Raw genomic sequence first — 20,002 nt, 5'->3', positions numbered from 1 at the left:
GCTCAGACCTTGTCTTTGTCGGTCTCAGGCGTGACGTCTTTGGCCAGCTCGGACGCGTCCTGTTCCAGCTCTTCGGTGCCGTCTTTGACGCCTTTCTTGAACGCGGTGATGCCCTTGCCTACTTCGCCCATCAACGAGCTGATCTTGCCGCGGCCAAACAGCACCAGCACCACGACGGCAATCAGCAGCAGGCCGGGAAGGCCGATATTGTTAAGCATGTCTTGTCTCCTTCTGCGTCGGCGCGGACGCGCCGGGAATATGATCTGGCCCCGTGTCTACGCCCGGATGGCTGCCAGCAAAAGTGAGCCAGATCAAATCTGCGCCTGAAAGTGAACAAATCCCGGATTTTTTGCAGACTCGCATTTTCCAACTGACAGGTTTATGTCAGTTGAAAAGGTCTAACAAGGCGACATTGAAACCCAAGTCAACGGAGACCCACATGACCCATGTCGCAGAAATCGTCACCTTCAGCCTTGCTGACGGCACCCGGCCCGAAGAGTTCGTGAAACTCAGCCAGACGACTGAGGCTTTCGTCCGCGCCGCACCGGGCTTTGCCCACCGCCAACTGAGCCAGGGCGAGGATGGTCGCTGGACAGATTATGTCGTCTGGACCGATATGAAATCGGCAAAGGACGCTGCCGCTGCCTTCATGCAGCAGGATTTCGCGCCAGCCCTGATGGCCGCGATCAACCCCGACAGCGCTCAGATGCGCCACGAGACCGTGCTATGGAACATGACCGCCTAAACGCGGATCAGACGGCGTGTCATGCGCCGTACTGACCGCCTGTTCGACATCATCCAGATCCTGCGTGACGGCAAACTGTACCGCGCGCAGGACATCGCGGACCGGCTCGAAGTATCGGTCCGCACGATCTATCGCGACATGGATACGCTGGTCGCCTCAGGCGTCCCGGTCGAAGGGGAACGCGGCGTGGGCTATATGGTGCGCGAGCAGATCACCCTGCCCCCGCTGAACCTGACCCCCGCCGAACTCGAAGCCCTCAACCTCGGCATGGCCATCGTGGCCGAGGCCGCCGACCCCGACCTCAAATCCGCCGCCAATTCCCTTGCCGAAAAGATCGACGCCGTTCTGCCCACGCAGGTCATCGCCGAGGCGGACAGCTGGAAATTCGCCGTCTACCCCTTTGCAGATGCCGCACGCGGTCTGGCCCATATGGCCCCGATCCGCGCCGCCATCAAATCGCGCCAGAAACTGCAGCTCAGCTATCGCCGCATCGACGGCACCCTGACCGAGCGCACCATCCGCCCCCTGCACATGGAATATTGGGGCCGCGTCTGGACCCTGACCGCGTGGTGCGAGCTGCGCACAGGTTTCCGCGTCTTCCGCATCGACCTGATCGAAAGCGTCACGCCCTTACCGAAACTCTTCACTGACGAACCCGGCAAACGCCTCAGCGACTACGACCCGAACGGGTGATCCACCCTTCATCTGGCCATAAATATCCCCGCCGGAGGCATGGCCCGGCACGGGCCATTCAGATCACTTCAGATAAGGCTCAGGATCGACCGACTCAAACCCCTGCCGCACCTCAAAATGCACATAGGCATTATCGCCCCCGCGCAACGAGGCGATCTTCTGCCCCCGCCGCACCCGATCCCCTTTTTTGACGGTGATCGTCTCGACATTGGCATAAACCGTCAGCAGGTCGTTGTTGTGTTTGACCACAATGATCGGAACCTGATCCGCATCCGCGGTGATCGCGGCAACCGTACCGGCCTCGGCCGCGGTGACCGAGGTTCCGGGGGCAGCCGCAATGTCGATCCCCTCGTTCTTACCCTTCTTGTAAGGCCGAATGATCGACCCGCTCACCGGCAGGGCCAACGCAGAAGACCCGGTATTCGTCGGAGCTTCGGCCGTCACATCCGGCGCAGGCGTCGCGGCGGCCACCTGCTCATCCGGCAGAGGCTGCGTCGCGCTCGGCGGCGTCGGGGTCGGAGAGCCCTGCCCCGGCTGGGTCACCGCCGTCGCGGTCGCTGCCGGAGCCGCCGCGCGTGGCGCAGACTGGTCCTTGACCGGGATCAGCAGATACTGGTCCTCACGCACGGTGAAATCCGAGCCCAGCCCGTTCCACTCGGCCAGCGATTCCACCGACACCTGATAGAGGCGCGAAATGGTATAGGCCGTCTCGCCGCGCTTGACTTTGTGCCGGATCGGCTCGGGGCCTGCTGGCACAGGGGCTGGTGCGGGCTGCGCCGGAGCCAACGCCGTGGTCTGAACCGACCCGGTATCGGGCGCCTCATCAATCGCGGTGCCTGCGATGCTTGCAATATCGACATTGCTGCCACCACCGACCGAGCGCGGCAGGGCCAGAACCTCGCCATCGCGCAGCGAGTCATTGGGCTGCAGCCCGTTGAACCGCGCCAGTTCGGCCACCGGCATCCCGATGCGCCCCGCAACATCACCGACTGTGTCGCCCTGACGCGCCACAGCAACCTGATAATTGGGATAGGTGATCACCCCGCGCGCGTCTGGCGCGGGACGGCTTGCGGTCGCCCCAAGGGCGGCATCGGCGGTCGAAAACCCGCCGACATTGCCCCGCAGGTCATAGTCAAAGGGCCCCTCGCACGCGGCCAATAGGGTCAGTGCGGCCACGCCTGTCGCACAGCGGCGCATTGCTGATCTGGAAACTGCTCTCATTTTGTCGTCCTCAACACCTGCCCCTGTTCTCCGGGGTTCCGGTACCTTTGAATATAGCTTTAAACGCCGTCTTTTCCCAGCCCTTCCAACAAGGGCACGAAACGAACGGGTAAAAGTTCGTCATAGTCCAGCCCGCTTTCGGTCCGCGTGACCCGGATCAGGGTCTGCACCGCATCCGACTGTCCAACCGGCAACACCATAATACCGCCGATTTTCAACTGGGCCAAGAGCGGCCCGGGCGGGTCCTCGGCGGCTGCGGTCACAATGATACGATCAAACGGGGCCTGTTCTGACAGGCCAAACGAGCCATCCGACAGCATCGCGGTGACATTGGTCAGACCCAGTTCGCGAAACAACTGCCCGGTTTCACGCACCAGCCGCTTGTGCCGCTCAACCGTATAGACCCGCCGCGCCAGTTTCGACAGGATCGCCGCCTGATAGCCCGAGCCCGTCCCCACCTCCAGCACCGTGTCCCGGGGCCGCACCTTCAGCGCCTGCGTCATCAGCCCCACGACCGAGGGCTGGCTGATCGTCTGCCCGCAGGCAATCGGCAGCGGCGTGTCCTCATAGGCGCGTTCGGCGAACAGGCCCTTGACGAACCGGCCCCGGTCGATCTGCTCCATCGCCGCCAGCACGCGCGCGTCCGTCACCCCGCGCGAGCGCAGGGCAAACAGGAACTGCATCGTGGTTTCTGCGCTTGGTCCGGTCATTCGATTGTCTTCAACGCCTCAAGCGCATCATGCGCCGTCAGATCAGCCCTCATCGGCGTGACCGAGATGTAACCTTCCAGATTCACCGCCGCATCCGTCCCCGGCGCGGTCGGATTGTGCTGGTACCCACCCTTGATCCACAGGAACCGACGCCCCGAGGGCGAGCTATGCGGTTCGACCGAGAAATGCGTGTCGCGGCGGAACCCCTGCGGTGCAACCCGCGTGCCCAGAACCTCATCCGCAGGAACGGGCGGAAAGTTCACGTTGTAGAACAGCCGGTAGTCCCCCTGTGCCTCGGGCGTCGCATCCAATATCCGGCGCACAAGCGCCGCGCCATGCCGCGCGGCTGCCTCGAACGGATCATCCAGCCCCAGATTGCGCGGGCCAAAGAACTGCGACAGAGCAATCGAGGGCACGCCTTGCAGCGCTGCCTCCATTGCGCCGCCCAACGTACCGGAATACAACGCATTCTCCGCCGAGTTGTTGCCCCGGTTCACGCCTGACAACACCAGATCCGGCGGCGCATCCTTCATCACATCATGCAGCCCCGCCAACACACAATCCGCCGGAGAGCCCTCGGCAGCGAACCGGCGCTCGTCCAGTTTGGCAACCATCATGGGGTGCGTGTAGCTGATGCAATGCCCCACGCCCGACTGCTCAAAGGCAGGGGCCACGATCCAGACCTCTCCGTCAGGCCCGGCCAGTTCTTTGGCAATCGCCTCAAGCACGATCAGCCCCGGCGCGTTGATGCCGTCGTCATTTGTCAGAAGAATGCGCATGGCTGCTCTACCCCCGCGTTTCGCCCTTGATAGACCCGCCCCCGCGCCGCGGCAAGCGACCGGCACCCGCAATCTGCGGCATTCGCGCACCACATGGCCGGAAATCGTGGCATGGCGGCCTCAGGCCGGGAACACAAAGCACCGGTCGCGGCGAATGGTCAGCCACATCACCCGACCCTCTTTGGGCACAAAGACGTTCGGCACCGTCGCTTTCAGAATCGAGCCGTCATAGTCCATGCGGAATTCAATCAGGCTTTCATTCCCCAGAAAGCGCGCCCGCTCCACGACGCCACGCGCCGCAACGCCATCGGTGGGCGTCGGCATCGGGCCTTTGCCGTTGCGGTCAAAATCCAGCTTCACATGCTGGGGGCGGAACACAATCTCGACATCGGTTTCATCCGGCACACCCGGCGCCAGAAAGCGCCCAAAGGGCGTATGCGCCAGCGCCCCATTAACCTGCGCCTTCAACACATTGACATCGCTGAAGAATGCAACCGCCGCCTTATCCGCAGGACGGGTGTAGACGTTGTACGGAGCCCCCTGCTGCACGATCTTACCGCGCCGCATCAGCGCGATCTCATCGGCCATGCGCATCGCCTCTTCCGGCTCATGCGTGACCAGTAGAACGGCGGCGTCCTCTTCCTTGAGGATCGCCAGCGTCTCATCCCGGATACCGTCGCGCAGACGGTTGTCGAGGCCCGAGAACGGCTCGTCCATCAGCATGATCCGGGGACGCGGAGCCAGCGCACGGGCCAGCGCCACCCGCTGTTGCTCCCCCCCCGAAAGCTGATGCGGAAAGCCATCGATGAACCGCATCAGATCGACCTTGGTCAGCAATTCCTCGACCCGGGCGCGCTTTTCATCCCGACTGCCTTTCAGGCCAAAGCCCACATTGTCCGCAACACTCAGATGTGGAAACAGCGCAAAGTCCTGAAACATCAGGCCAATCTCGCGCCGTTCAGGCGGGACCCGAAACACCGTGTCGCAGATCAGCTTGCCATCGACATAAATCTCGCCCGAGGTCTGCATTTCGACCCCCGCAATCATCCGCAACGTCGTCGACTTGCCGCAGCCCGACGGCCCCAGCAAACAAGTCACTTTCCCTGCCTGCACCGTCAGCGAGACGTCATCCACCACTGTGCGCCCGCCAAAGCGCGCCACCATATTGCGGATTTCCAGTCGCGGAGGAGCTGTATTCACGTTCACCGATGGACCCCGTAGCCTTTCCCGATCAAATCCATCGGGCTTGGGCGGGGATAGCAACCCCGCCTCTCAGGTGCAAGGGATCAGCAGCACCCGGTGGACGCTGTGTCGCCTTCGACCACAAACGGGCTGTCGCCGCCGCAGCCTTCGAAGATGCCATAATGGGTCGAGAAATCGCCGATGAACTCGAAATGCCGGGCAAAGCGCGTGTCCTGCAGCATCATCCATGTGTTGCCGCAGACCGGGAAGACTTTGCCGGTCTCGATTGCATGGTGATCGTCCAGCGCAAATTCATGCGGCGCATGGGGGATCGTGCCCTTGTAGATGACCGCCTGACCGTAGTCCTCACAGGCAGGTTCCAACGCAGACAGTTTAAACAGACGGTAAGTGGCCGAGATGAAACTCAGCGGTGCAACCCGTTGTTCCAGAACCGGGTTTTCAATGGTCAACGGGCGGTGCGTCACCCGACGCGGATCATGGAACCCAGCAGCACGCGACATCGACAGGAAGTCATTCCAATAGAGCGCGCCCGACAGGCATTCGCCATACAGCACCTCATCCTCAGTCATCGATTTGGGAACCCGGCGATCTGCATAAACGTCCGAGAAATACATCTCGCCGCCCTCTTTTAGCAACCGATGCGCACCGCGCAAAACAGCGGCCTTGTCGGTCGCCAGATTGATCACACAGTTCGAGACGATGATGTCAAAGCTGCCCGGCTCAAGGTCCAGTTCGTCCAGCTTTTCGATATAGCCGTGGTGAAATTCCACATTGCTGGCCGCGTGACCAAAGGCCTTCGCGTGATAGTCCTGATGCGCGCGGGCGACGTCCAGTTGTTCGGGCGTCATGTCCACGCCCACAACGCGGCCCGTTTCACCCACCATCGCAGACAGGGCATAGACATCCCGCCCCGCACCGCAGCCCAGATCGAGGATCGACATCCCCTCAAGATCCAGCGGCGCGATCAACCCGCAGCCATAGTAACGTGTCAGCACATCGTCATGAATTTGCGACAGAATTGCCTTGAGGTGATCCGGCATGTCGTCAGGCGTACAGCAGGCATTCGTCTGCAAATCCGCGCTGCCCTGCAGCACCTCGCCATAGTAATTCTGCACAGCCTCATGCTTCATCGCCGCATTCCCTTTCGTGAGTGATTACAACGCAGCTAGTGCAGCCGCCTGCGCGTCGCAATCGGATGCCGCATGATCTGACGAAACCGTGACCGAGATCAGGCCAAAAGGTCGAATTCTGTGCTGTTGCGGACACGGCCGTTCACCTGAACCTCCAACCGATGAGGCCCCGGCACCAGCTTGAAGGTCGTGGCATTGCCCTTAAGCTTGTGCAGTTTCGACAGAGTCAGCGCGCCATCCACCAGCACCGCTTGTTTCAGCTTATGCACCTTGGGTGATATTTTGTCCCCAGGGCGCTGAAAATGAACGATATAATCCACCAGAACGGGCTGTCCTGCATCCCCTCTGAGGGCGACGTCAAAATCCAAAGCCCCACCAATCCGCGCCTCTGCATTCAACGTGATCTCAACCGAGATCTCGGCATCCGGGTCATATCCCAGCGCTTTCATCGCCCCCGGATGACCCGCTTTCACCAGCCCCCGCAAAGCATGTGAGGTCATCCAGTCCAACTCTTCCCCCGCCTGCTGTCCGGCCCCTCGCCAGCCCTGCAGCTGGTCCAGCACTAGATCCGGGTCTTTCTTGGTAATGTCGTTCAAATGATTGGCCACCGATCGCGTGACATAGCGCGTCTTGTCCCCGTGCAACCTGTCCAGCAGCGGTAGCGGATCGGACAGGTCCAGCCCGACGGCCTGCCCCCATGGCAGCCTTGGCCGGGTGCCCTCGCTGACCAATCGGCGCACGTGATAGCTGGGGTGGTCACACCACTGCGCCATCCGCGCCATGACCAGATCGGGATGGTGGTTCAGAAACGGGCGGATCGCCCATTCCATCGAGAACCGCTGGGTCAGTTCCTCAAGCACGTCCAATGCCATGTCCGGGTGATCCAGCCCGACCGAAACGACCCAATCACCCAAGGGCGCAAAGATGAAATCGCCGAAATCATCATCGCTTTTGCCGGGATCCAGCGGCAGCGGCAATGCCTGCAGAATGACCGGAGCAACCGCTGGTAAATCGCCCGGAAAAGCCTCTTGCAGGCATTCCGCGATCCAGGCCATCCGCTCTTTCAGTTCCAACTTCAACAGGCGCGACATAACCCGCGCCTCGAAGGCTACGCCATCAAATGCCGGCTCAGCATCAGAGAACAAGCCACTGAGGTAGCTTACCTTTTCGGCGTTGAACAACTGGTCCTTAAGCGAAAAGCCCTGCGCCATGGCTACATCGTCATATTGGTCGCGCCGCCATCCAGCAGGATGTTCTGCCCAACGATAAAGCCCGCATGTTGCGAGCAGAGGAACGCGCAGGCCGCTCCGAATTCCTGCCGTGTGCCATAACGGCGTGCTGGAATTGTTGCGGCCCGTTCTGCGCGCGCATCCTCAATCGAGATGTTTTTCTGCAGCGAAACTGCACCATCCAGCGCATCTGCCCGGTCCGTCGCATGAATGCCCGGCAGCAGATTGTTGATCGTCACCCCATGCGGCGCGACCTGCCGCGAGGTTCCGGCCACATACCCGGTCAGCCCGGTCCGCGCTGCATTCGACAAACCCAGCACCGCAATCGGCGCGCGCACGGATTGCGAGGTGATGTTCACCACCCGCCCCCAACCTTTGTCCATCATCCCCGGTAGCAGCGCCTTCATGAACGCAATCGGCGTCAGCATGTTGGCATCCAGCGCCTTGATGAAATCGTCCCGCTCCCAGTCCGACCACATGCCCGGAGGTGGGCCACCTGCGTTTGTCACAAGGATATCAACGCCCTGCGCGGCACTTATCACCTGCGCCTGACCGTCAGCCGAGGTCACATCACAAGCCACAGTCTGTACGTCGACGCCATGGTCCGAGCGCAGGCGCGCGGCCTCCGCCTCCAACGCCTCGGCCCCGCGCGCGTTCATCACCAGATCAACGCCCGCCTCGGCCAGGGCCTCGGCACAGCCCAAGCCCAATCCCTTGCTACTGGCGCAGACCAGCGCGCGTTTTCCGCGAATTCCCAAATCCATTCTGATCCTCCCTGTCCTTGCCACACATCTAGCACCGGCCCGGCAAGGAAGACCAGAATTCAGGCCGCGTCAGTAAAAGAACTCTTCCCGGACGATCTTGCCATCAGCAACGTGATAAACGCCCACTTCGCGCATATCAAAGGCCTCGCCGCTTTCCTTCACCTTGCCCTGCACTTCGAAAATTACGGCAAAGCGGTCCTCGCCGTGCACAAACGGATCGCTGACGGATGCGCCCGAAACCTCATGCGCGCCTTCCCACCATTCGTGTTTGCCACGGATCGCGTCGCGGCCCTTCACCTCACGTCCCATACCCGAATAATCGACCGCTTCAGCCGAAACGGCATCAGGCGCATAGAGCTTTTCAAGGTTCTCCTTCGCCCGGTTCTCGCGGCAACCCGCGACCAGCTCGTCTGCAATCTCTTTCAAATTCATCGGTCCACTCCATTATTTGTTCACTATATGTTCTTATTGCCATAGTGACATGATTCGAACCACCCCCTTTGTCTTGCCTCGGCGGGTTTCCCCGCCTATACGCGCGACTATGCTTGATACCTCGAACCAACCCTCTCTGCCGCCCGAGATTGCGCGGCGCCGGACATTCGCCATCATCTCGCACCCCGATGCGGGCAAGACGACGCTGACGGAAAAGTTCCTGCTGTATGGCGGTGCGATCCAGATGGCCGGTCAGGTCCGCGCCAAAGGCGAGGCGCGGCGCACGCGCTCGGACTTTATGCAGATGGAGAAGGATCGGGGTATTTCGGTCTCCGCCTCGGCGATGTCGTTCGACTATGGCGATTTCCGGTTCAATCTGGTGGATACGCCCGGTCACTCGGATTTCTCCGAGGATACCTATCGCACGCTGACTGCGGTGGATGCCGCCGTGATGGTGATCGACGGTGCGAAAGGTGTGGAAAGCCAGACGCAGAAACTGTTCGAGGTCTGCCGCCTGCGCGATCTGCCGATCCTGACCTTCTGTAACAAGATGGACCGCGAAAGCCGCGATACGTTCGAGATCATCGACGAAATTCAGGAAATGCTGGCAATCGACGTCACGCCTGCCGCATGGCCCATCGGCGTGGGTCGCGACTTCATCGGCTGCTACGACATGCTGCGCGACCGGCTGGAGCTGATGGACCGCGCCGACCGCAACAAGGTGGCCGAAAGCATCGAAATCAATGGCTTGGACGATCCAAAGCTGGCTGAACACGTGCCCGAGCATCTGCTGGAGAAGCTGCTGGAAGAGGTCGAGATGGCGCGCGAACTGCTGCCCAAGCTGGACCCGCAGGCGGTGCTCGAAGGGCACATGACCCCAATCTGGTTTGGATCGGCGATCAATTCATTCGGTGTGAAAGAGTTGATGGAAGGCATAGGCGCATACGGCCCGCAACCGCAGGTTCAGTCCGCCGAACCCCGTCAGATTGCGCCCGATGAAAAGAAAGTCGCAGGCTTTGTCTTCAAGGTACAGGCCAACATGGACCCCAAGCACCGCGACCGGGTGGCGTTCGTGCGCATGGCCTCAGGCCATTTCAAGCGCGGCATGAAGCTGACCCATGTGCGCACCAAGAAGCCGATGGCAATCTCGAACCCGGTGCTGTTCCTGGCTTCGGACCGTGAATTGGCCGAGGAAGCCTGGGCCGGCGACATCATCGGCATCCCCAACCATGGGCAGCTGCGCATCGGTGACACGCTGACCGAAGGGGAAGCGATCCGCGTCAAGGGAATCCCCTCATTCGCGCCTGAATTGCTGCAAGGCGTTCGCGCGGGTGATCCGATGAAGGCCAAGCACCTGGAAAAGGCCCTGATGCAGTTTGCAGAAGAAGGCGCGGCCAAGGTGTTCAAACCCTCGATCGGGTCGGGCTTTATCGTCGGCGTCGTCGGCGCGCTGCAATTCGAAGTACTCGCCAGCCGGATTGAGATGGAATACGGCCTGCCCGTGCGCTTTGAGGCGTCGCAATTCACCAGCGCCCGCTGGGTCAGGGGTGAAAAGGCCGAGGTCGAGAAATTCGTCAACGCCAACAAGCAGCACATCGCCCATGACCACGACGGCGACATCGTGTACCTGACGCGGCTGCAATGGGACATCGACCGGGTCGAGCGCGATTATCCGGCGCTGAACCTGACCGCGACCAAAGAAATGATGACCTGACGCGCGGATGATGGCCCGGATATGACGCAGGATCGCCCCACCTGGGGGACCGTCTCGATGGTCCGTGGCGATGCGATGGATATCCTACGATTCGTCGCCCACCACCTCGATCTGGGTGCGGATTATATGTACGTCTATCTGGACGAGCCCAACCGCCGCGCCTTTCGCGCGCTGCGGCGGCATCCAAAGGTTCGGGTGCGCATCTGCGATGATGCCTTCTGGCAAAAGCGCGGACGCAACCGGCCTGAAAAACACCAGCTGCGCCAAACCGTCCACGCCACCTTTGTCTATCGCAACACCGATCTGGACTGGCTGGCCCATCTGGATATGGACGAATTCCTGTGGCCCGCCAAACCGGTGGCCGAGCTGTTGCGGGATATCCCCCAAGACATCCCCGCCGTCCGCATGCGCCCGCTTGAGGCCATCGCCGGGGATGATGACCTCTATAAGGCGCATATCCCCAGAAGCCCGCAGCGCGAGGCGCTGGTTGAGACGCTTTACCCCAACTATGGCGGCTTTGTTCTGGGCGGGTTCCTCAGCCATGTGCAGGGTAAGCTGTTTGTGCGCACAGGGATGGAGAACCTGAACTACCGCATCCATAACCTGTTTCAGAACAAGAAGATTTTGCCGGTCAAAACCGAACTGCCGCAGATCGACCTGTGCCACCGCCACGCGCCAAGCTGGGATCACTGGCAGGCGCATCTGAGGTTCCGCATGGATCGCGGCTCGTATCAGGCGGGCATGTCCCCCAACATGCCGCGCGACCGGGGCGGGTTGAACATGAACGAACTGCTCAGCTGGATCGAGGCCGAACAGGGCCCCGAGGGCCTGCGCGCCTTTTACGATGAGATGAGCGCCACCGATCCGGATGTGCGCGCGCGGCTGGAAGATCACAACCTGATCCGGCACCGGCCGCTGGATCTGGACCGGAAAGTGGCGAAACACTTCCCCGGAACCCTCTGAATTGTTGCAGGAATTCGCCGACCCGGCGAAGATGCAACAGGTTAAGCCCTCTTCATTTGACCCTGCCCCACGTTTTTGTTATGCCCCGCTTCAGCCGATATGCGCACAAGGCGCATGGCCATCCGGGCCCGGCATTTTTCATACGCGCGGGCCAGGTACACGTGTCCGCATGAACCGGACATACATGACAAAATTCAACGAACTGAACCTGAACCCGAAGGTCCTCAAAGCCATTGAGGAAGCCGGATACGAAACCCCCACCCCGATTCAGGAAGGCGCGATTCCCCCTGCGCTGGAAGGGCGCGACGTGCTGGGCATCGCCCAGACCGGGACGGGCAAAACCGCCAGCTTCACGCTGCCGATGATCACGCTGCTGGCCCGTGGCCGCGCGCGCGCGCGGATGCCGCGGTCGCTGGTGCTGTGCCCGACGCGGGAACTGGCCGCCCAGGTGGCCGAAAACTTCGACACCTATTCCAAACACCTGAAACTGACCAAGGCGCTGTTGATCGGCGGCGTCAGCTTCAAGGAACAGGACGCGCTGATCGACCGTGGCGTCGACGTGCTGATCGCCACGCCGGGCCGTCTGCTGGACCATTTCGAACGCGGCAAGCTGCTGCTAACCGGCGTTCAGATCATGGTGGTGGATGAGGCCGACCGGATGCTGGATATGGGGTTCATCCCCGATATCGAACGCATCTTCTCGCTGACGCCGTTCACGCGCCAGACGCTGTTCTTCTCGGCCACCATGGCGTCCGAGATCGAACGGATCACCGACACCTTCCTGTCCGCCCCCGCCCGGATCGAAGTTGCCCGTCAGGCCACCGCGTCCGAGACCATCGAACAGGGTGTGGTCATGTTCAAGGGCGGTCGCCGCGACCGTGAGGCAAGCGCCAAGCGCAAGACCCTGCGCGCGCTGATCGATGCCGAGGGCGACGCCTGCACCAACGCGATCATCTTCTGTAACCGTAAGACGGATGTGGACATCTGCGCCAAGTCGCTAAAGAAATACGGCTATAACGCCGCCGCCATCCATGGCGATCTGGATCAGTCGCAGCGGATGAAAACGCTGGATGGGTTCCGTGATGGATCACTGCGATTGCTGGTGGCCTCGGACGTAGCCGCGCGCGGCTTGGATATCCCCTCGGTCAGCCATGTGTTCAATTTCGACGTCCCCGGCCATGCCGAGGATTACGTCCACCGCATTGGCCGCACCGGTCGCGCAGGGCGCGAGGGCAAGGCGATCACGATCTGCTCGGGCCGCGATGAAAAGGCTCTGGATGCGATTGAAAAGCTGATCCAGAAAGACATCCCGCGCCTCGACAACCCGGTCAAGGACGAGCCCAAGGCCGAAAAGCCCAAAGCCGAACGGCCGAAACCCGAGAAAAAGGCGAAACCGTCCGAAGGCAAGAAAAGCGAAGGCCGCCGCGAGCGTGATCCGAAGCCGCGCAGTCGCGGCCGCCGCGATGACGGCGGCCCGGCGGTCGTGGGCATGGGCGATCATCTGCCCAGCTTTATCGCGCTCAGCTTTGATGAACGCCGCGCCGGGACACCGACGGAACTGACCGACGCCGACGCGTCCTAGATGGCCAGCACCAGCGCCAGTATCGACAAACCCAACAGGCCAATCCCGGCGATCTCTCGCCGGGTGATTTTCTCGCGGAAAAACAGGATCGAGGCGAGCAGACTGAAGATCAGTTCGACCTGCCCTAACGCCTTCACATAGGCCGCGTTCTGCAATGCAAAGGCCACGAACCAGCAGAACGAACCGCTGAGGCTGGTGAGCCCGACAAAGACGCCGGTGCGCCGCGTGTCCCACACCGCGCGCAGTTCGGCCCGGTCGCGCCACAGCAGCCACAGCCCCATGCTGAGGAACTGGAACGTCACCACCGCCGCCAGCGTCACCAGCGCGCGGAACCACGCATCAACATCGCCCAGCTCCAGCGTCGCGCCCCGGTAGCTGACCGAGGAAAATGCAAACAGCACCCCCGATCCCAGCCCCAGACGCGAGGCCCGATTGGTCAGATTGCGCCACCAAGCGCCCCCGCCCCCCGGCATCTTCGACAGCAGCAGCACCGCCATCAGCCCCAGCAAAATCGCCCCCAGCGCCCCGGTCGAGACCTCGTCCCCCAGAACCAGAAACCCGACGATGGCGGTCTGGATAACTTCGGTTTTTTTGAAGGTAATGCCCACCGCGAAATTGCGCTGCTTGAACAGGGCGACGACACAGATCGTCGCCAGAATCTGCGCGGTGCCACCGATCACCGCGTACAACCAGAACCGCGCTGAAAGCGGCGGCAGCTCAAACCCCGTGACCTGCAGCGCGCCGACCAGCGCCAGCACGGCCAGCGGCATCGAATAGGCAAACCGCGCAAAGGTCGCCCCGGCGGCGGACAGTTTCACGCTGCTCAGCGATTTCTGCAGCATGAACCGCACGGTCTGGAACGCGGCGGCAGCGATGGTGACGGGAATCCACAAGCTCATGGGCTCCCTTTTGTCGTCAAATCAGGGCTTTGGCCAGAGCGGATGCGCCACCGGGTCCTTGGTCCGCCAGAAATAGGCCCGGAATATCTGCCCGTATGAGCGATAGACATAGGCTTCATTACAGGCCAGATAACGCTCTTTCCCGGCACGATACAGCGCAGGCAGACGGTACCATGGCGCCGCCGGATTCATGTGATGAACCACATGCAGGTTGTTGTTCAGAAACAGAAAAGCCAGCAGGCCGCGGTCTTCGACTATGACGGTGCGCGCGCGGGAGTTCTGATGCGCGCGATGTTCCAGAAAGGTGCGGATCTTGACCAGAGCCAGGCCCAGATAGGCCGACAGGACAAACGCCCAAACCGGCATCGGTGACAGCGCTACGATCCACAGCACGGCGACCACTCCGGGCAGATGCAGCCCCCAGGCCAGCAGAATGGCCCGATCCCCCCGCCGCGCGCCGCGCCACTCATCGCGCAAAAACGCGATCTGGCCGATGGCAGGCCCCAGCATCATCCGACCCAGCAAGGTGTTATTGACCCGGTACATCCGCCGCTGCCAACCCATCAGCCCGGACCAGACCTGCGGATCGAGGTAGTTGGTTTCCGGATCGTCATACGGATCGGTCAGGTTGGCGTCACAGTGATGCGCCAGATGCAGGTCCCGAAACCGGTTGAAAGGGATGAACAGCGTCAGAGGCAGCGCCATCAGCGCCTCATTCAGCCATTTCTGACGGAACGGATGCCCATGCAGCGCCTCATGCGTCAGCGACGAATGCAGCGCCGCGACCAGCCCCATGGCAGGGATGGCCAGCCAAAGGGTCACACCCACCAGCCCGAAAATCACCCCCAACCACGCAAGATAACATCCCACGATCAGGCCGAACGTACCCCATTCCGGCGATTGTGGCGTAGTGGGCTCAGCCATGACGGCCCCACGCGATCCCGGCCCAGATCCGCTCGTACACCACATACATCGTCAAACCGATGGCCGTATTGACCAACGCCAACGCCCCGCCAAAGGCGGCAGACCCCGTGGCGATCAACCCGACCAACGTCATCACCGCCAGCCCCATCACATTCCACAGCACAGCCTTCACGACCGATCTTCGTCGCGTCTCCATTCCGGACCCCATTCTTGTTTTTATGCCCCCAGCGTTACAGATCGGGCTATGGGTCGGGAATTCTGGATATGATTAACAATCCTCATCATCTGTGATATTTATAATCACATGATTGAAAAGATCGACAAACGAGACCGCGCGGCTCAGTTCCGCCAGCGGCTGACCCGCGCGATGCAGGACCGGAACATCAGCCAAAGCGCCCTGGCCCGCGATATCGGCGTGGATCGTTCGACTGTCTCGCAACTGTTGACCGGCGCCGGCGCGCGCCTGCCCAACGCGCATGTGGTCGGCAGCTGCGCCGCAGCGCTGGGTGTGTCGGCCGACTGGCTGCTGGGGCTCTCGGACCGCCCCGAAAGCGCGGCCGAGCTGCTGGCGGGTTCCCTGACCCTGACCGAGGCCGCCCGCGCGCTGGTCGATGAACGCATCTTCGAATGGCATCAAGAGGCGGCGGGCTACAAGATCCGCTATGTCCCGGCCACCCTGCCCGACATGCTGAAAACCCGCGCGGTGCTGGAATGGGAATATGCCCCGCATTTGGGTCGCACCGCGGATCAAGCCATCGGCGCGTCCGAGGACCGGCTGTCATGGATGCGCCGCGCCCAGTCGGACTACGAAATCGCCATGCCGCTGTATGAGCTTCACAGCTTTGCCCACGCCACCGGCTATTACCACGGGCTGCCGTTGCAGACACGACAGGATCAGATCGACCACCTGCTGACGCTCTGCGAACAGCTTTACCCTCGCCTGCGCATCTATCTGTTTGATGCAAAACGACTTTATTCCGCGCCGGTCACGATCTTCGGCCCGCTGCTGTGCGTGTTCTACGCCGGCAGTCACTACATGGCCTTCCGCGACCGCGACCGGATCGAGGTCTTTACCCGCCATTTCGACCGCCTCGTGCGCGAGGCCGACATGACCGCCCGCCAGTTTCCCGCCCATCTGCAGCAATTGCGCGCAAACATGACCTAGGCGGCAACCTATAGTATAGTCACCCTGCGCGAACCCTCAGACCTTTTCGATCCGAGATGGAGGATGACAGGAATGGACGCACTCAAAACCGCAGAATACGCCCGCGCGCTCTACACCGCCCACGGCGATCAGGCCGAGGCCGAAGCCGCCCGCAAGATGCGCGAATGCGAAGCCGCCGGAAACCGGAAACAGGCGCAGGACTGGCAGGCCGTACGCAGCACGATCCGCCAGATGCGCGGGCCCAATCAGGGCTAGCCGGGCTTGCGGATCGCCGCTCCCGCCCCGTCTGGATAAGGCAGCCCCGCCTGCGCCTGCGCGATCCGCGTCATCGCGGCCTCAATCGCGGGCGACGGAGGGCTGGGGCGCCGGGTCTCAAGACTGACATGCAGCAAAAAACTTTCACCCGTGGCCAGCAGCCGGTCGCCTTCATACATGCTGTGGAACACATGCAGCTTCTTGCCCTGTCCCAACAACATCTGGGTCCGGCACTCGATCCGCGCGCCCGCATGGGCCTCGTGCACATAACGGATGTGATTCTCTGCGGTGAAATAGCTGCCGCCCGAGGCTATGTAATCGGCGTCACATCCGATGATCTCCATGAACCGGTCGGTGGCGGCGGCGAAAGCCTCGAGGTATTTAGCCTCGTTCATGTGACCATTATAATCCGTCCAGTCCAACGGTACCGCACGCGACAGGGTCAGGATCGGCTGGCTCAGATCTGCCTGATCCAGTGTCGGCAGCGCCCCGGGCCTCAGCGCCGCATCATGCCGGTTCAACACCGCCCCCGCGCCCCAGTCCTGCGCCTTGAGCGCCTGCATCATGCCCACAAGATTGTTGTCCCGAATCCGCTCCAGCTCCCGGATCGAACGCATCCCCGACTGCGCATCCGACTGATCGGCGATCATGTCGACCAACCCATCGGTAAACTCGGGCACATCCATCAGTTTCGTCCAAGGCCATTTCAACGCAGGCCCGAACTGCGCCATGAAATGCCGCATCCCGGCCTCGCCACCCGCAATGCGGTAGGTCTCGAACAGCCCCATCTGCGCCCAACGAAGGCCAAAGCCCATGCGGATGGCCTCATCCACCTCTTCGGTCGTGGCGATCCCGTCACTGACGAGCCACAGCGCCTCGCGCCAGACCGCCTCAAGCAACCGGTCCGCAATATGCGCATCGATTTCCTTGCGAACATGCAGGGGGAAGAACCCGACCGATCTCAGCATCTCCTGCGCCCGCGCCACCATCTCGGGTGCATTCTTGTCCGAGGGCACCAGCTCGACCAGCGGCAATAGATAGACCGGGTTGAACGGATGCGTCACCACGATCTGCCCGGGCCGCACCGCGCCCTCCTGCAACTCGGACGGCTTGAACCCGCTGGTTGACGAGCCGATAACAGCCCCCGGATCACAAACCTCCTGCAAGCCCTTGTAAACCTTCAGCTTCAGATCAAGCCGCTCCGGCACGCTCTCCTGAATCCAGACCGCGCCCTGAACCGCGTCAGCCATATCCTGATGAAAACTCAACGCCCCCTCAGGCGGCAACGGCACATCACTCAACCCCGGCAAAGACCGCCGCGCATTGTCCAGAACCTCACCAATCTTGCGCTCGGCTTCGGGGTCCGGGTCAAACACCCGCACATCCCAACCATTCAGCAGAAACCGGGCAGCCCATCCGCCACCGATAACCCCGCCCCCAATGATCGCTGCCGTCTTCATCTCATCCCATCCCAAGCTTCATCTGGCCAAAAATATCCCGGGGGTTTGGGGGCTGGCCCCCAATCCACCCTATCCGCCCTACATCGCGACCGGAGCCCGCTTCACCAGCCCCAGCTTCTCACGCACGGCCTCGGGCCCAATCACCCGCGCCCCCATATTCTCGATGATAGTCCCCGCCCGTTCAACCAACTGCCAGTTCTCGGCCAACACACCCTTGTCCAGCCACAGGTTATCCTCAAGCCCGACACGCACATTGCCTCCCGCCAGCACCGAGGCCGCCACATAGGCCATCTGGTTCCGCCCCAGCGAAAACGCACTGAAGGTCCAGTCATCCGGCACATTGTTGACCATCGCCAAGAAGGTGTTCAGGTCATCCGGTGCCCCCCACGGCACGCCCATGCACAGCTGGACTAGAGCATCGGGCTCCAGAACCCCCTCTGCCACCAACTGTTTGGCAAACCACAGATGCCCGGTGTCAAACGCCTCGATCTCGGGCTTCACCCCCAGATCGGTCATCATCTGCCCCATCGCCCGCAACATGCCGGGCGTGTTGGTCATCACATAGTCAGCCTCGGCAAAATTCATCGTGCCGCAATCCAGCGTACAGATCTCGGGCAGACACGCGGCAACATGCGCCACCCGCTCGGACGCGCCGATCATATCGGTCCCCTCCGCCACCGGGAACGGAGCCTCCACCCCGCCAAACACAATATCCCCGCCCATCCCCGCGGTCAGGTTCAGCACAACGTCCACATCCGCCTCGCGTATCCGGTCCGTCACCTCGCGGTACAGATCCTGCCGACGGCTCGGCGCGCCGGTTTCAGGATCACGCACATGGCAATGTACCACCGCCGCCCCAGCCTTGGCCGCAGCAATGGCACTTTCGGCAATCTGCGCTGGCGAGCGTGGCACATGCGGGTTGCGATCCTGCGTCCCGCCCGAGCCGGTCACGGCACAGGTAATAAAGACGTCGCGGTTCATTTCCAAAGGCATGGCGTTTTCCCCAGTTTATACCGGCTTGTGCTGTGGTTTTTCCCCAGACTTCTCCCCGGTTATCGATTTGCGTTGTTTCCAACTCTGACGCAGCCTTGCAGAAACACTTGCCAGAATGCGAATCGAACTTGATGAAATCCGCAAAAAATATCCTCCAGCCCGAACATCGTGCCCTGAAAACGGCGGTGCTGGTGCTGGACGACTGCAACACGCTCAGCTTTGCCGCTGCCGTCGATCCAATGCGCGCCGCCAACCGGCTGGCCGACCGCCCGGCCTTTGACTGGGACTATGTGACCGCTACCGCCGAACCCGCCATGCTCACCAGCGCCCTGACCGTCCCCGGCATCCCGCTGGCCCGTCTACAAGGCTGCGACCTGATGATCGTCGCAGCCGGGTTCCAACTGGCCCGCCACGCCACACCCAGCCTCCTCGCAGGTCTACGCCGCATCGCTGCAACCGGGGCCACCATGGCCGGCATCGACGGCGGCCCCTGGCTGCTGGCCGAAGCCGGTCTGCTCGACGGCCACGCCGCAACCACCCACTGGGAAGACCTGGAAAACTTCGCCGCCCGCTTCCCCAAAATCGACGTCCGCCCCGACCGCTTCACCGTCTCCGAAAACCGCCTGACCTCCGGCGGGGCCGTCCCGGCTGTCGACATGATGCTGCACATCATCGCCGCCCGCCACGGCGCAGGCTTCGCCGCCCGCGTCTCGGGCCTGTTCCTCTACGAAGGTACATCCGAGCCCTCAAAACCCCAAAGCCGCACAGGCGCGCCGCACCGCCACACCGCCCTGACTGCCAAAGCAAACGCGCTGATGGAGGCATCGCTCGACGATCCCCTCCCCCTCGCGAATCTCGCCGAAACACTGGGCACCAGCCCGCGCACCTTGCAGCAACAATTCCGCCTGCGCCTCAACACCACGCCACAGGACCACTACCTGCAGCTCAGACTGGCCGAGGCCCGCCGTCTGGTCACCGACACCAATCTCTCGCTGATGGACGTGGCGCTGGCCACCGGCTTCACCTCACAATCCAGCTTCGCCCGTGCCTTCCGAACCGCCCACGGCCTCTCGGCCCGCGACCTCAGGCAAGATCGCACGCAACCCACCCATCACTAACCGGATCCCCCTTCATCTGGCCA

The 20,002-nt window shown here is 62.0% G+C and carries 22 protein-coding genes; 8 read left to right on the top strand and 14 right to left on the bottom strand.

The window, feature by feature from the left end:
• Nucleotides 1-2 precede the first annotated feature (2 nt).
• Complete coding sequence (locus ACR1XV_RS06845; RefSeq protein WP_480529638.1) at nucleotides 3-218, bottom strand: twin-arginine translocase TatA/TatE family subunit; 216 nt, start codon at nucleotides 216-218, stop codon at nucleotides 3-5.
• A 221-nt stretch (nucleotides 219-439) separates the two neighbouring features.
• Here ACR1XV_RS06845 and ACR1XV_RS06840 point away from each other — a divergent pair, with 221 nt between their 5' ends.
• A complete protein-coding gene (locus ACR1XV_RS06840; protein WP_480529637.1) occupies nucleotides 440-745 on the top strand; it encodes a hypothetical protein in 306 nt (101 codons plus the stop codon).
• A 21-nt stretch (nucleotides 746-766) separates the two neighbouring features.
• On the top strand, nucleotides 767-1,438 hold the full coding sequence (locus ACR1XV_RS06835) for a helix-turn-helix transcriptional regulator (protein ID WP_480529636.1): 672 nt from the start codon (nucleotides 767-769) through the stop codon (nucleotides 1,436-1,438).
• Nucleotides 1,439-1,501: 63 nt separating this feature from the next.
• Here the strand turns inward: ACR1XV_RS06835 and ACR1XV_RS06830 are convergent, their stop codons facing one another.
• The 8 genes from ACR1XV_RS06830 to ACR1XV_RS06795 all read right to left on the bottom strand — a co-directional run bounded on the left by ACR1XV_RS06830 (nucleotide 1,502) and on the right by ACR1XV_RS06795 (nucleotide 8,906).
• Entirely contained in the window at nucleotides 1,502-2,659 is a 1,158-nt protein-coding gene (locus ACR1XV_RS06830; protein ID WP_480529635.1) for a peptidoglycan DD-metalloendopeptidase family protein, read from the bottom strand.
• Between the two features lie 59 nt (nucleotides 2,660-2,718).
• Nucleotides 2,719-3,369, bottom strand: coding sequence for a protein-L-isoaspartate(D-aspartate) O-methyltransferase (locus tag ACR1XV_RS06825; protein WP_480529634.1), 651 nt, complete (start codon nucleotides 3,367-3,369; stop codon nucleotides 2,719-2,721).
• Nucleotides 3,366-4,148 (bottom strand): 5'/3'-nucleotidase SurE, encoded by a 783-nt coding sequence (surE, locus tag ACR1XV_RS06820; RefSeq protein WP_480529633.1) that lies wholly within the window; start codon nucleotides 4,146-4,148, stop codon nucleotides 3,366-3,368. Before surE ends, ACR1XV_RS06825 begins: the two co-directional genes overlap by 4 nt.
• 120 nt (nucleotides 4,149-4,268) lie before the next feature.
• Nucleotides 4,269-5,312 (bottom strand): ABC transporter ATP-binding protein, encoded by a 1,044-nt coding sequence (locus ACR1XV_RS06815; RefSeq protein ID WP_480529842.1) that lies wholly within the window; start codon nucleotides 5,310-5,312, stop codon nucleotides 4,269-4,271.
• A 122-nt stretch (nucleotides 5,313-5,434) separates the two neighbouring features.
• On the bottom strand, nucleotides 5,435-6,481 hold the full coding sequence (locus ACR1XV_RS06810) for a methyltransferase domain-containing protein (RefSeq protein ID WP_480529632.1): 1,047 nt from the start codon (nucleotides 6,479-6,481) through the stop codon (nucleotides 5,435-5,437).
• A gap of 98 nt (nucleotides 6,482-6,579) precedes the next feature.
• Nucleotides 6,580-7,692: a hypothetical protein gene (locus ACR1XV_RS06805; RefSeq protein ID WP_480529631.1), complete on the bottom strand. Its 1,113-nt coding sequence runs from the start codon at nucleotides 7,690-7,692 to the stop codon at nucleotides 6,580-6,582.
• Between the two features lie 2 nt (nucleotides 7,693-7,694).
• Complete coding sequence (locus ACR1XV_RS06800; RefSeq protein WP_480529630.1) at nucleotides 7,695-8,474, bottom strand: SDR family oxidoreductase; 780 nt, start codon at nucleotides 8,472-8,474, stop codon at nucleotides 7,695-7,697.
• A gap of 69 nt (nucleotides 8,475-8,543) precedes the next feature.
• Nucleotides 8,544-8,906, bottom strand: a complete 363-nt coding sequence (locus tag ACR1XV_RS06795; RefSeq protein WP_480529629.1) for a SnoaL-like domain-containing protein — start codon at nucleotides 8,904-8,906, stop codon at nucleotides 8,544-8,546.
• A gap of 109 nt (nucleotides 8,907-9,015) precedes the next feature.
• On the opposite strand from ACR1XV_RS06795, the gene ACR1XV_RS06790 reads away from it, so the two are divergent.
• The 3 genes from ACR1XV_RS06790 to ACR1XV_RS06780 all read left to right on the top strand — a co-directional run bounded on the left by ACR1XV_RS06790 (nucleotide 9,016) and on the right by ACR1XV_RS06780 (nucleotide 13,165).
• The gene (locus ACR1XV_RS06790; RefSeq protein ID WP_480529628.1) at nucleotides 9,016-10,620 is read left to right on the top strand and encodes a peptide chain release factor 3; all 1,605 of its coding nucleotides are present in this window, start codon (nucleotides 9,016-9,018) and stop codon (nucleotides 10,618-10,620) included.
• A 21-nt stretch (nucleotides 10,621-10,641) separates the two neighbouring features.
• Nucleotides 10,642-11,583 (top strand): glycosyltransferase family 2 protein, encoded by a 942-nt coding sequence (locus tag ACR1XV_RS06785; protein ID WP_480529627.1) that lies wholly within the window; start codon nucleotides 10,642-10,644, stop codon nucleotides 11,581-11,583.
• 184 nt (nucleotides 11,584-11,767) lie between these two features.
• Nucleotides 11,768-13,165, top strand: a complete 1,398-nt coding sequence (locus ACR1XV_RS06780) for a DEAD/DEAH box helicase (protein WP_480529626.1) — start codon at nucleotides 11,768-11,770, stop codon at nucleotides 13,163-13,165.
• Here ACR1XV_RS06780 and ACR1XV_RS06775 read toward each other — a convergent pair.
• From ACR1XV_RS06775 to ACR1XV_RS06765, 3 genes are read right to left on the bottom strand one after another with little or no spacing between them, the layout of a single operon-like run.
• Nucleotides 13,162-14,064, bottom strand: a complete 903-nt coding sequence (locus tag ACR1XV_RS06775; protein WP_480529625.1) for an EamA family transporter — start codon at nucleotides 14,062-14,064, stop codon at nucleotides 13,162-13,164. The genes ACR1XV_RS06780 and ACR1XV_RS06775 overlap by 4 nt on opposite strands.
• 21 nt (nucleotides 14,065-14,085) lie before the next feature.
• Entirely contained in the window at nucleotides 14,086-14,988 is a 903-nt protein-coding gene (locus tag ACR1XV_RS06770; protein ID WP_480529624.1) for a fatty acid desaturase, read from the bottom strand.
• Nucleotides 14,981-15,184, bottom strand: a complete 204-nt coding sequence (locus ACR1XV_RS06765; protein WP_480529623.1) for a DUF2061 domain-containing protein — start codon at nucleotides 15,182-15,184, stop codon at nucleotides 14,981-14,983. The genes ACR1XV_RS06770 and ACR1XV_RS06765 overlap by 8 nt, the downstream gene beginning before the upstream one ends.
• 108 nt (nucleotides 15,185-15,292) lie before the next feature.
• Between ACR1XV_RS06765 and ACR1XV_RS06760 the strand changes: the two genes are divergently transcribed.
• The gene (locus ACR1XV_RS06760; RefSeq protein WP_480529622.1) at nucleotides 15,293-16,153 is read left to right on the top strand and encodes a helix-turn-helix domain-containing protein; all 861 of its coding nucleotides are present in this window, start codon (nucleotides 15,293-15,295) and stop codon (nucleotides 16,151-16,153) included.
• Nucleotides 16,154-16,225: 72 nt separating this feature from the next.
• Complete coding sequence (locus ACR1XV_RS06755; protein ID WP_480529621.1) at nucleotides 16,226-16,408, top strand: hypothetical protein; 183 nt, start codon at nucleotides 16,226-16,228, stop codon at nucleotides 16,406-16,408.
• Here ACR1XV_RS06755 and ACR1XV_RS06750 read toward each other — a convergent pair.
• Together ACR1XV_RS06750 and bcoG are read right to left on the bottom strand one after the other, a co-directional pair.
• A complete protein-coding gene (locus ACR1XV_RS06750; RefSeq protein WP_480529620.1) occupies nucleotides 16,405-17,868 on the bottom strand; it encodes a carnitine 3-dehydrogenase in 1,464 nt (487 codons plus the stop codon). The two genes, ACR1XV_RS06755 and ACR1XV_RS06750, sit on opposite strands and share 4 nt — an antisense overlap.
• A 78-nt stretch (nucleotides 17,869-17,946) precedes the next feature.
• Entirely contained in the window at nucleotides 17,947-18,861 is a 915-nt protein-coding gene (bcoG, locus tag ACR1XV_RS06745; RefSeq protein WP_480529619.1) for a 3-dehydrocarnitine:acetyl-CoA trimethylamine transferase BcoG, read from the bottom strand.
• A gap of 131 nt (nucleotides 18,862-18,992) precedes the next feature.
• Here bcoG and ACR1XV_RS06740 point away from each other — a divergent pair, with 131 nt between their 5' ends.
• Nucleotides 18,993-19,979 (top strand): GlxA family transcriptional regulator, encoded by a 987-nt coding sequence (locus tag ACR1XV_RS06740; RefSeq protein WP_480529618.1) that lies wholly within the window; start codon nucleotides 18,993-18,995, stop codon nucleotides 19,977-19,979.
• The last annotated feature ends 23 nt before the right edge of the window (nucleotides 19,980-20,002 follow it).

This window comes from Ruegeria sp. AD2(2025), from assembly GCF_056542385.1.
The sequence above is the reverse complement of the archived record's forward strand: the minus strand, read 5'-3'. Positions and strand labels throughout refer to the sequence as shown.

Bases quoted from the DNA above. Each gene is read 5' to 3' on its own strand.
- ACR1XV_RS06810 (WP_480529632.1), bottom strand. From the start codon at position 6,481: ATGAAGCATGAGGCTGTGCAGAATTACTATGGCGAGGTGCTGCAGGGC.
- ACR1XV_RS06740 (WP_480529618.1), top strand. From the start codon at position 18,993: ATGAAATCCGCAAAAAATATCCTCCAGCCCGAACATCGTGCCCTGAAA.
- ACR1XV_RS06785 (WP_480529627.1), top strand. From the start codon at position 10,642: ATGACGCAGGATCGCCCCACCTGGGGGACCGTCTCGATGGTCCGTGGC.
- ACR1XV_RS06750 (WP_480529620.1), bottom strand. From the start codon at position 17,868: ATGAAGACGGCAGCGATCATTGGGGGCGGGGTTATCGGTGGCGGATGG.
- ACR1XV_RS06830 (WP_480529635.1), bottom strand. From the start codon at position 2,659: ATGAGAGCAGTTTCCAGATCAGCAATGCGCCGCTGTGCGACAGGCGTG.
- ACR1XV_RS06805 (WP_480529631.1), bottom strand. From the start codon at position 7,692: ATGGCGCAGGGCTTTTCGCTTAAGGACCAGTTGTTCAACGCCGAAAAG.
- ACR1XV_RS06770 (WP_480529624.1), bottom strand. From the start codon at position 14,988: ATGGCTGAGCCCACTACGCCACAATCGCCGGAATGGGGTACGTTCGGC.
- surE (WP_480529633.1), bottom strand. From the start codon at position 4,148: ATGCGCATTCTTCTGACAAATGACGACGGCATCAACGCGCCGGGGCTG.
- ACR1XV_RS06795 (WP_480529629.1), bottom strand. From the start codon at position 8,906: ATGAATTTGAAAGAGATTGCAGACGAGCTGGTCGCGGGTTGCCGCGAG.
- ACR1XV_RS06845 (WP_480529638.1), bottom strand. From the start codon at position 218: ATGCTTAACAATATCGGCCTTCCCGGCCTGCTGCTGATTGCCGTCGTG.
- ACR1XV_RS06800 (WP_480529630.1), bottom strand. From the start codon at position 8,474: ATGGATTTGGGAATTCGCGGAAAACGCGCGCTGGTCTGCGCCAGTAGC.
- ACR1XV_RS06790 (WP_480529628.1), top strand. From the start codon at position 9,016: ATGCTTGATACCTCGAACCAACCCTCTCTGCCGCCCGAGATTGCGCGG.
- ACR1XV_RS06835 (WP_480529636.1), top strand. From the start codon at position 767: ATGCGCCGTACTGACCGCCTGTTCGACATCATCCAGATCCTGCGTGAC.
- ACR1XV_RS06760 (WP_480529622.1), top strand. From the start codon at position 15,293: ATGATTGAAAAGATCGACAAACGAGACCGCGCGGCTCAGTTCCGCCAG.
- ACR1XV_RS06775 (WP_480529625.1), bottom strand. From the start codon at position 14,064: ATGAGCTTGTGGATTCCCGTCACCATCGCTGCCGCCGCGTTCCAGACC.
- ACR1XV_RS06765 (WP_480529623.1), bottom strand. From the start codon at position 15,184: ATGGAGACGCGACGAAGATCGGTCGTGAAGGCTGTGCTGTGGAATGTG.
- ACR1XV_RS06815 (WP_480529842.1), bottom strand. From the start codon at position 5,312: ATGGTGGCGCGCTTTGGCGGGCGCACAGTGGTGGATGACGTCTCGCTG.
- ACR1XV_RS06780 (WP_480529626.1), top strand. From the start codon at position 11,768: ATGACAAAATTCAACGAACTGAACCTGAACCCGAAGGTCCTCAAAGCC.
- ACR1XV_RS06825 (WP_480529634.1), bottom strand. From the start codon at position 3,369: ATGACCGGACCAAGCGCAGAAACCACGATGCAGTTCCTGTTTGCCCTG.
- ACR1XV_RS06840 (WP_480529637.1), top strand. From the start codon at position 440: ATGACCCATGTCGCAGAAATCGTCACCTTCAGCCTTGCTGACGGCACC.
- ACR1XV_RS06755 (WP_480529621.1), top strand. From the start codon at position 16,226: ATGGACGCACTCAAAACCGCAGAATACGCCCGCGCGCTCTACACCGCC.
- bcoG (WP_480529619.1), bottom strand. From the start codon at position 18,861: ATGCCTTTGGAAATGAACCGCGACGTCTTTATTACCTGTGCCGTGACC.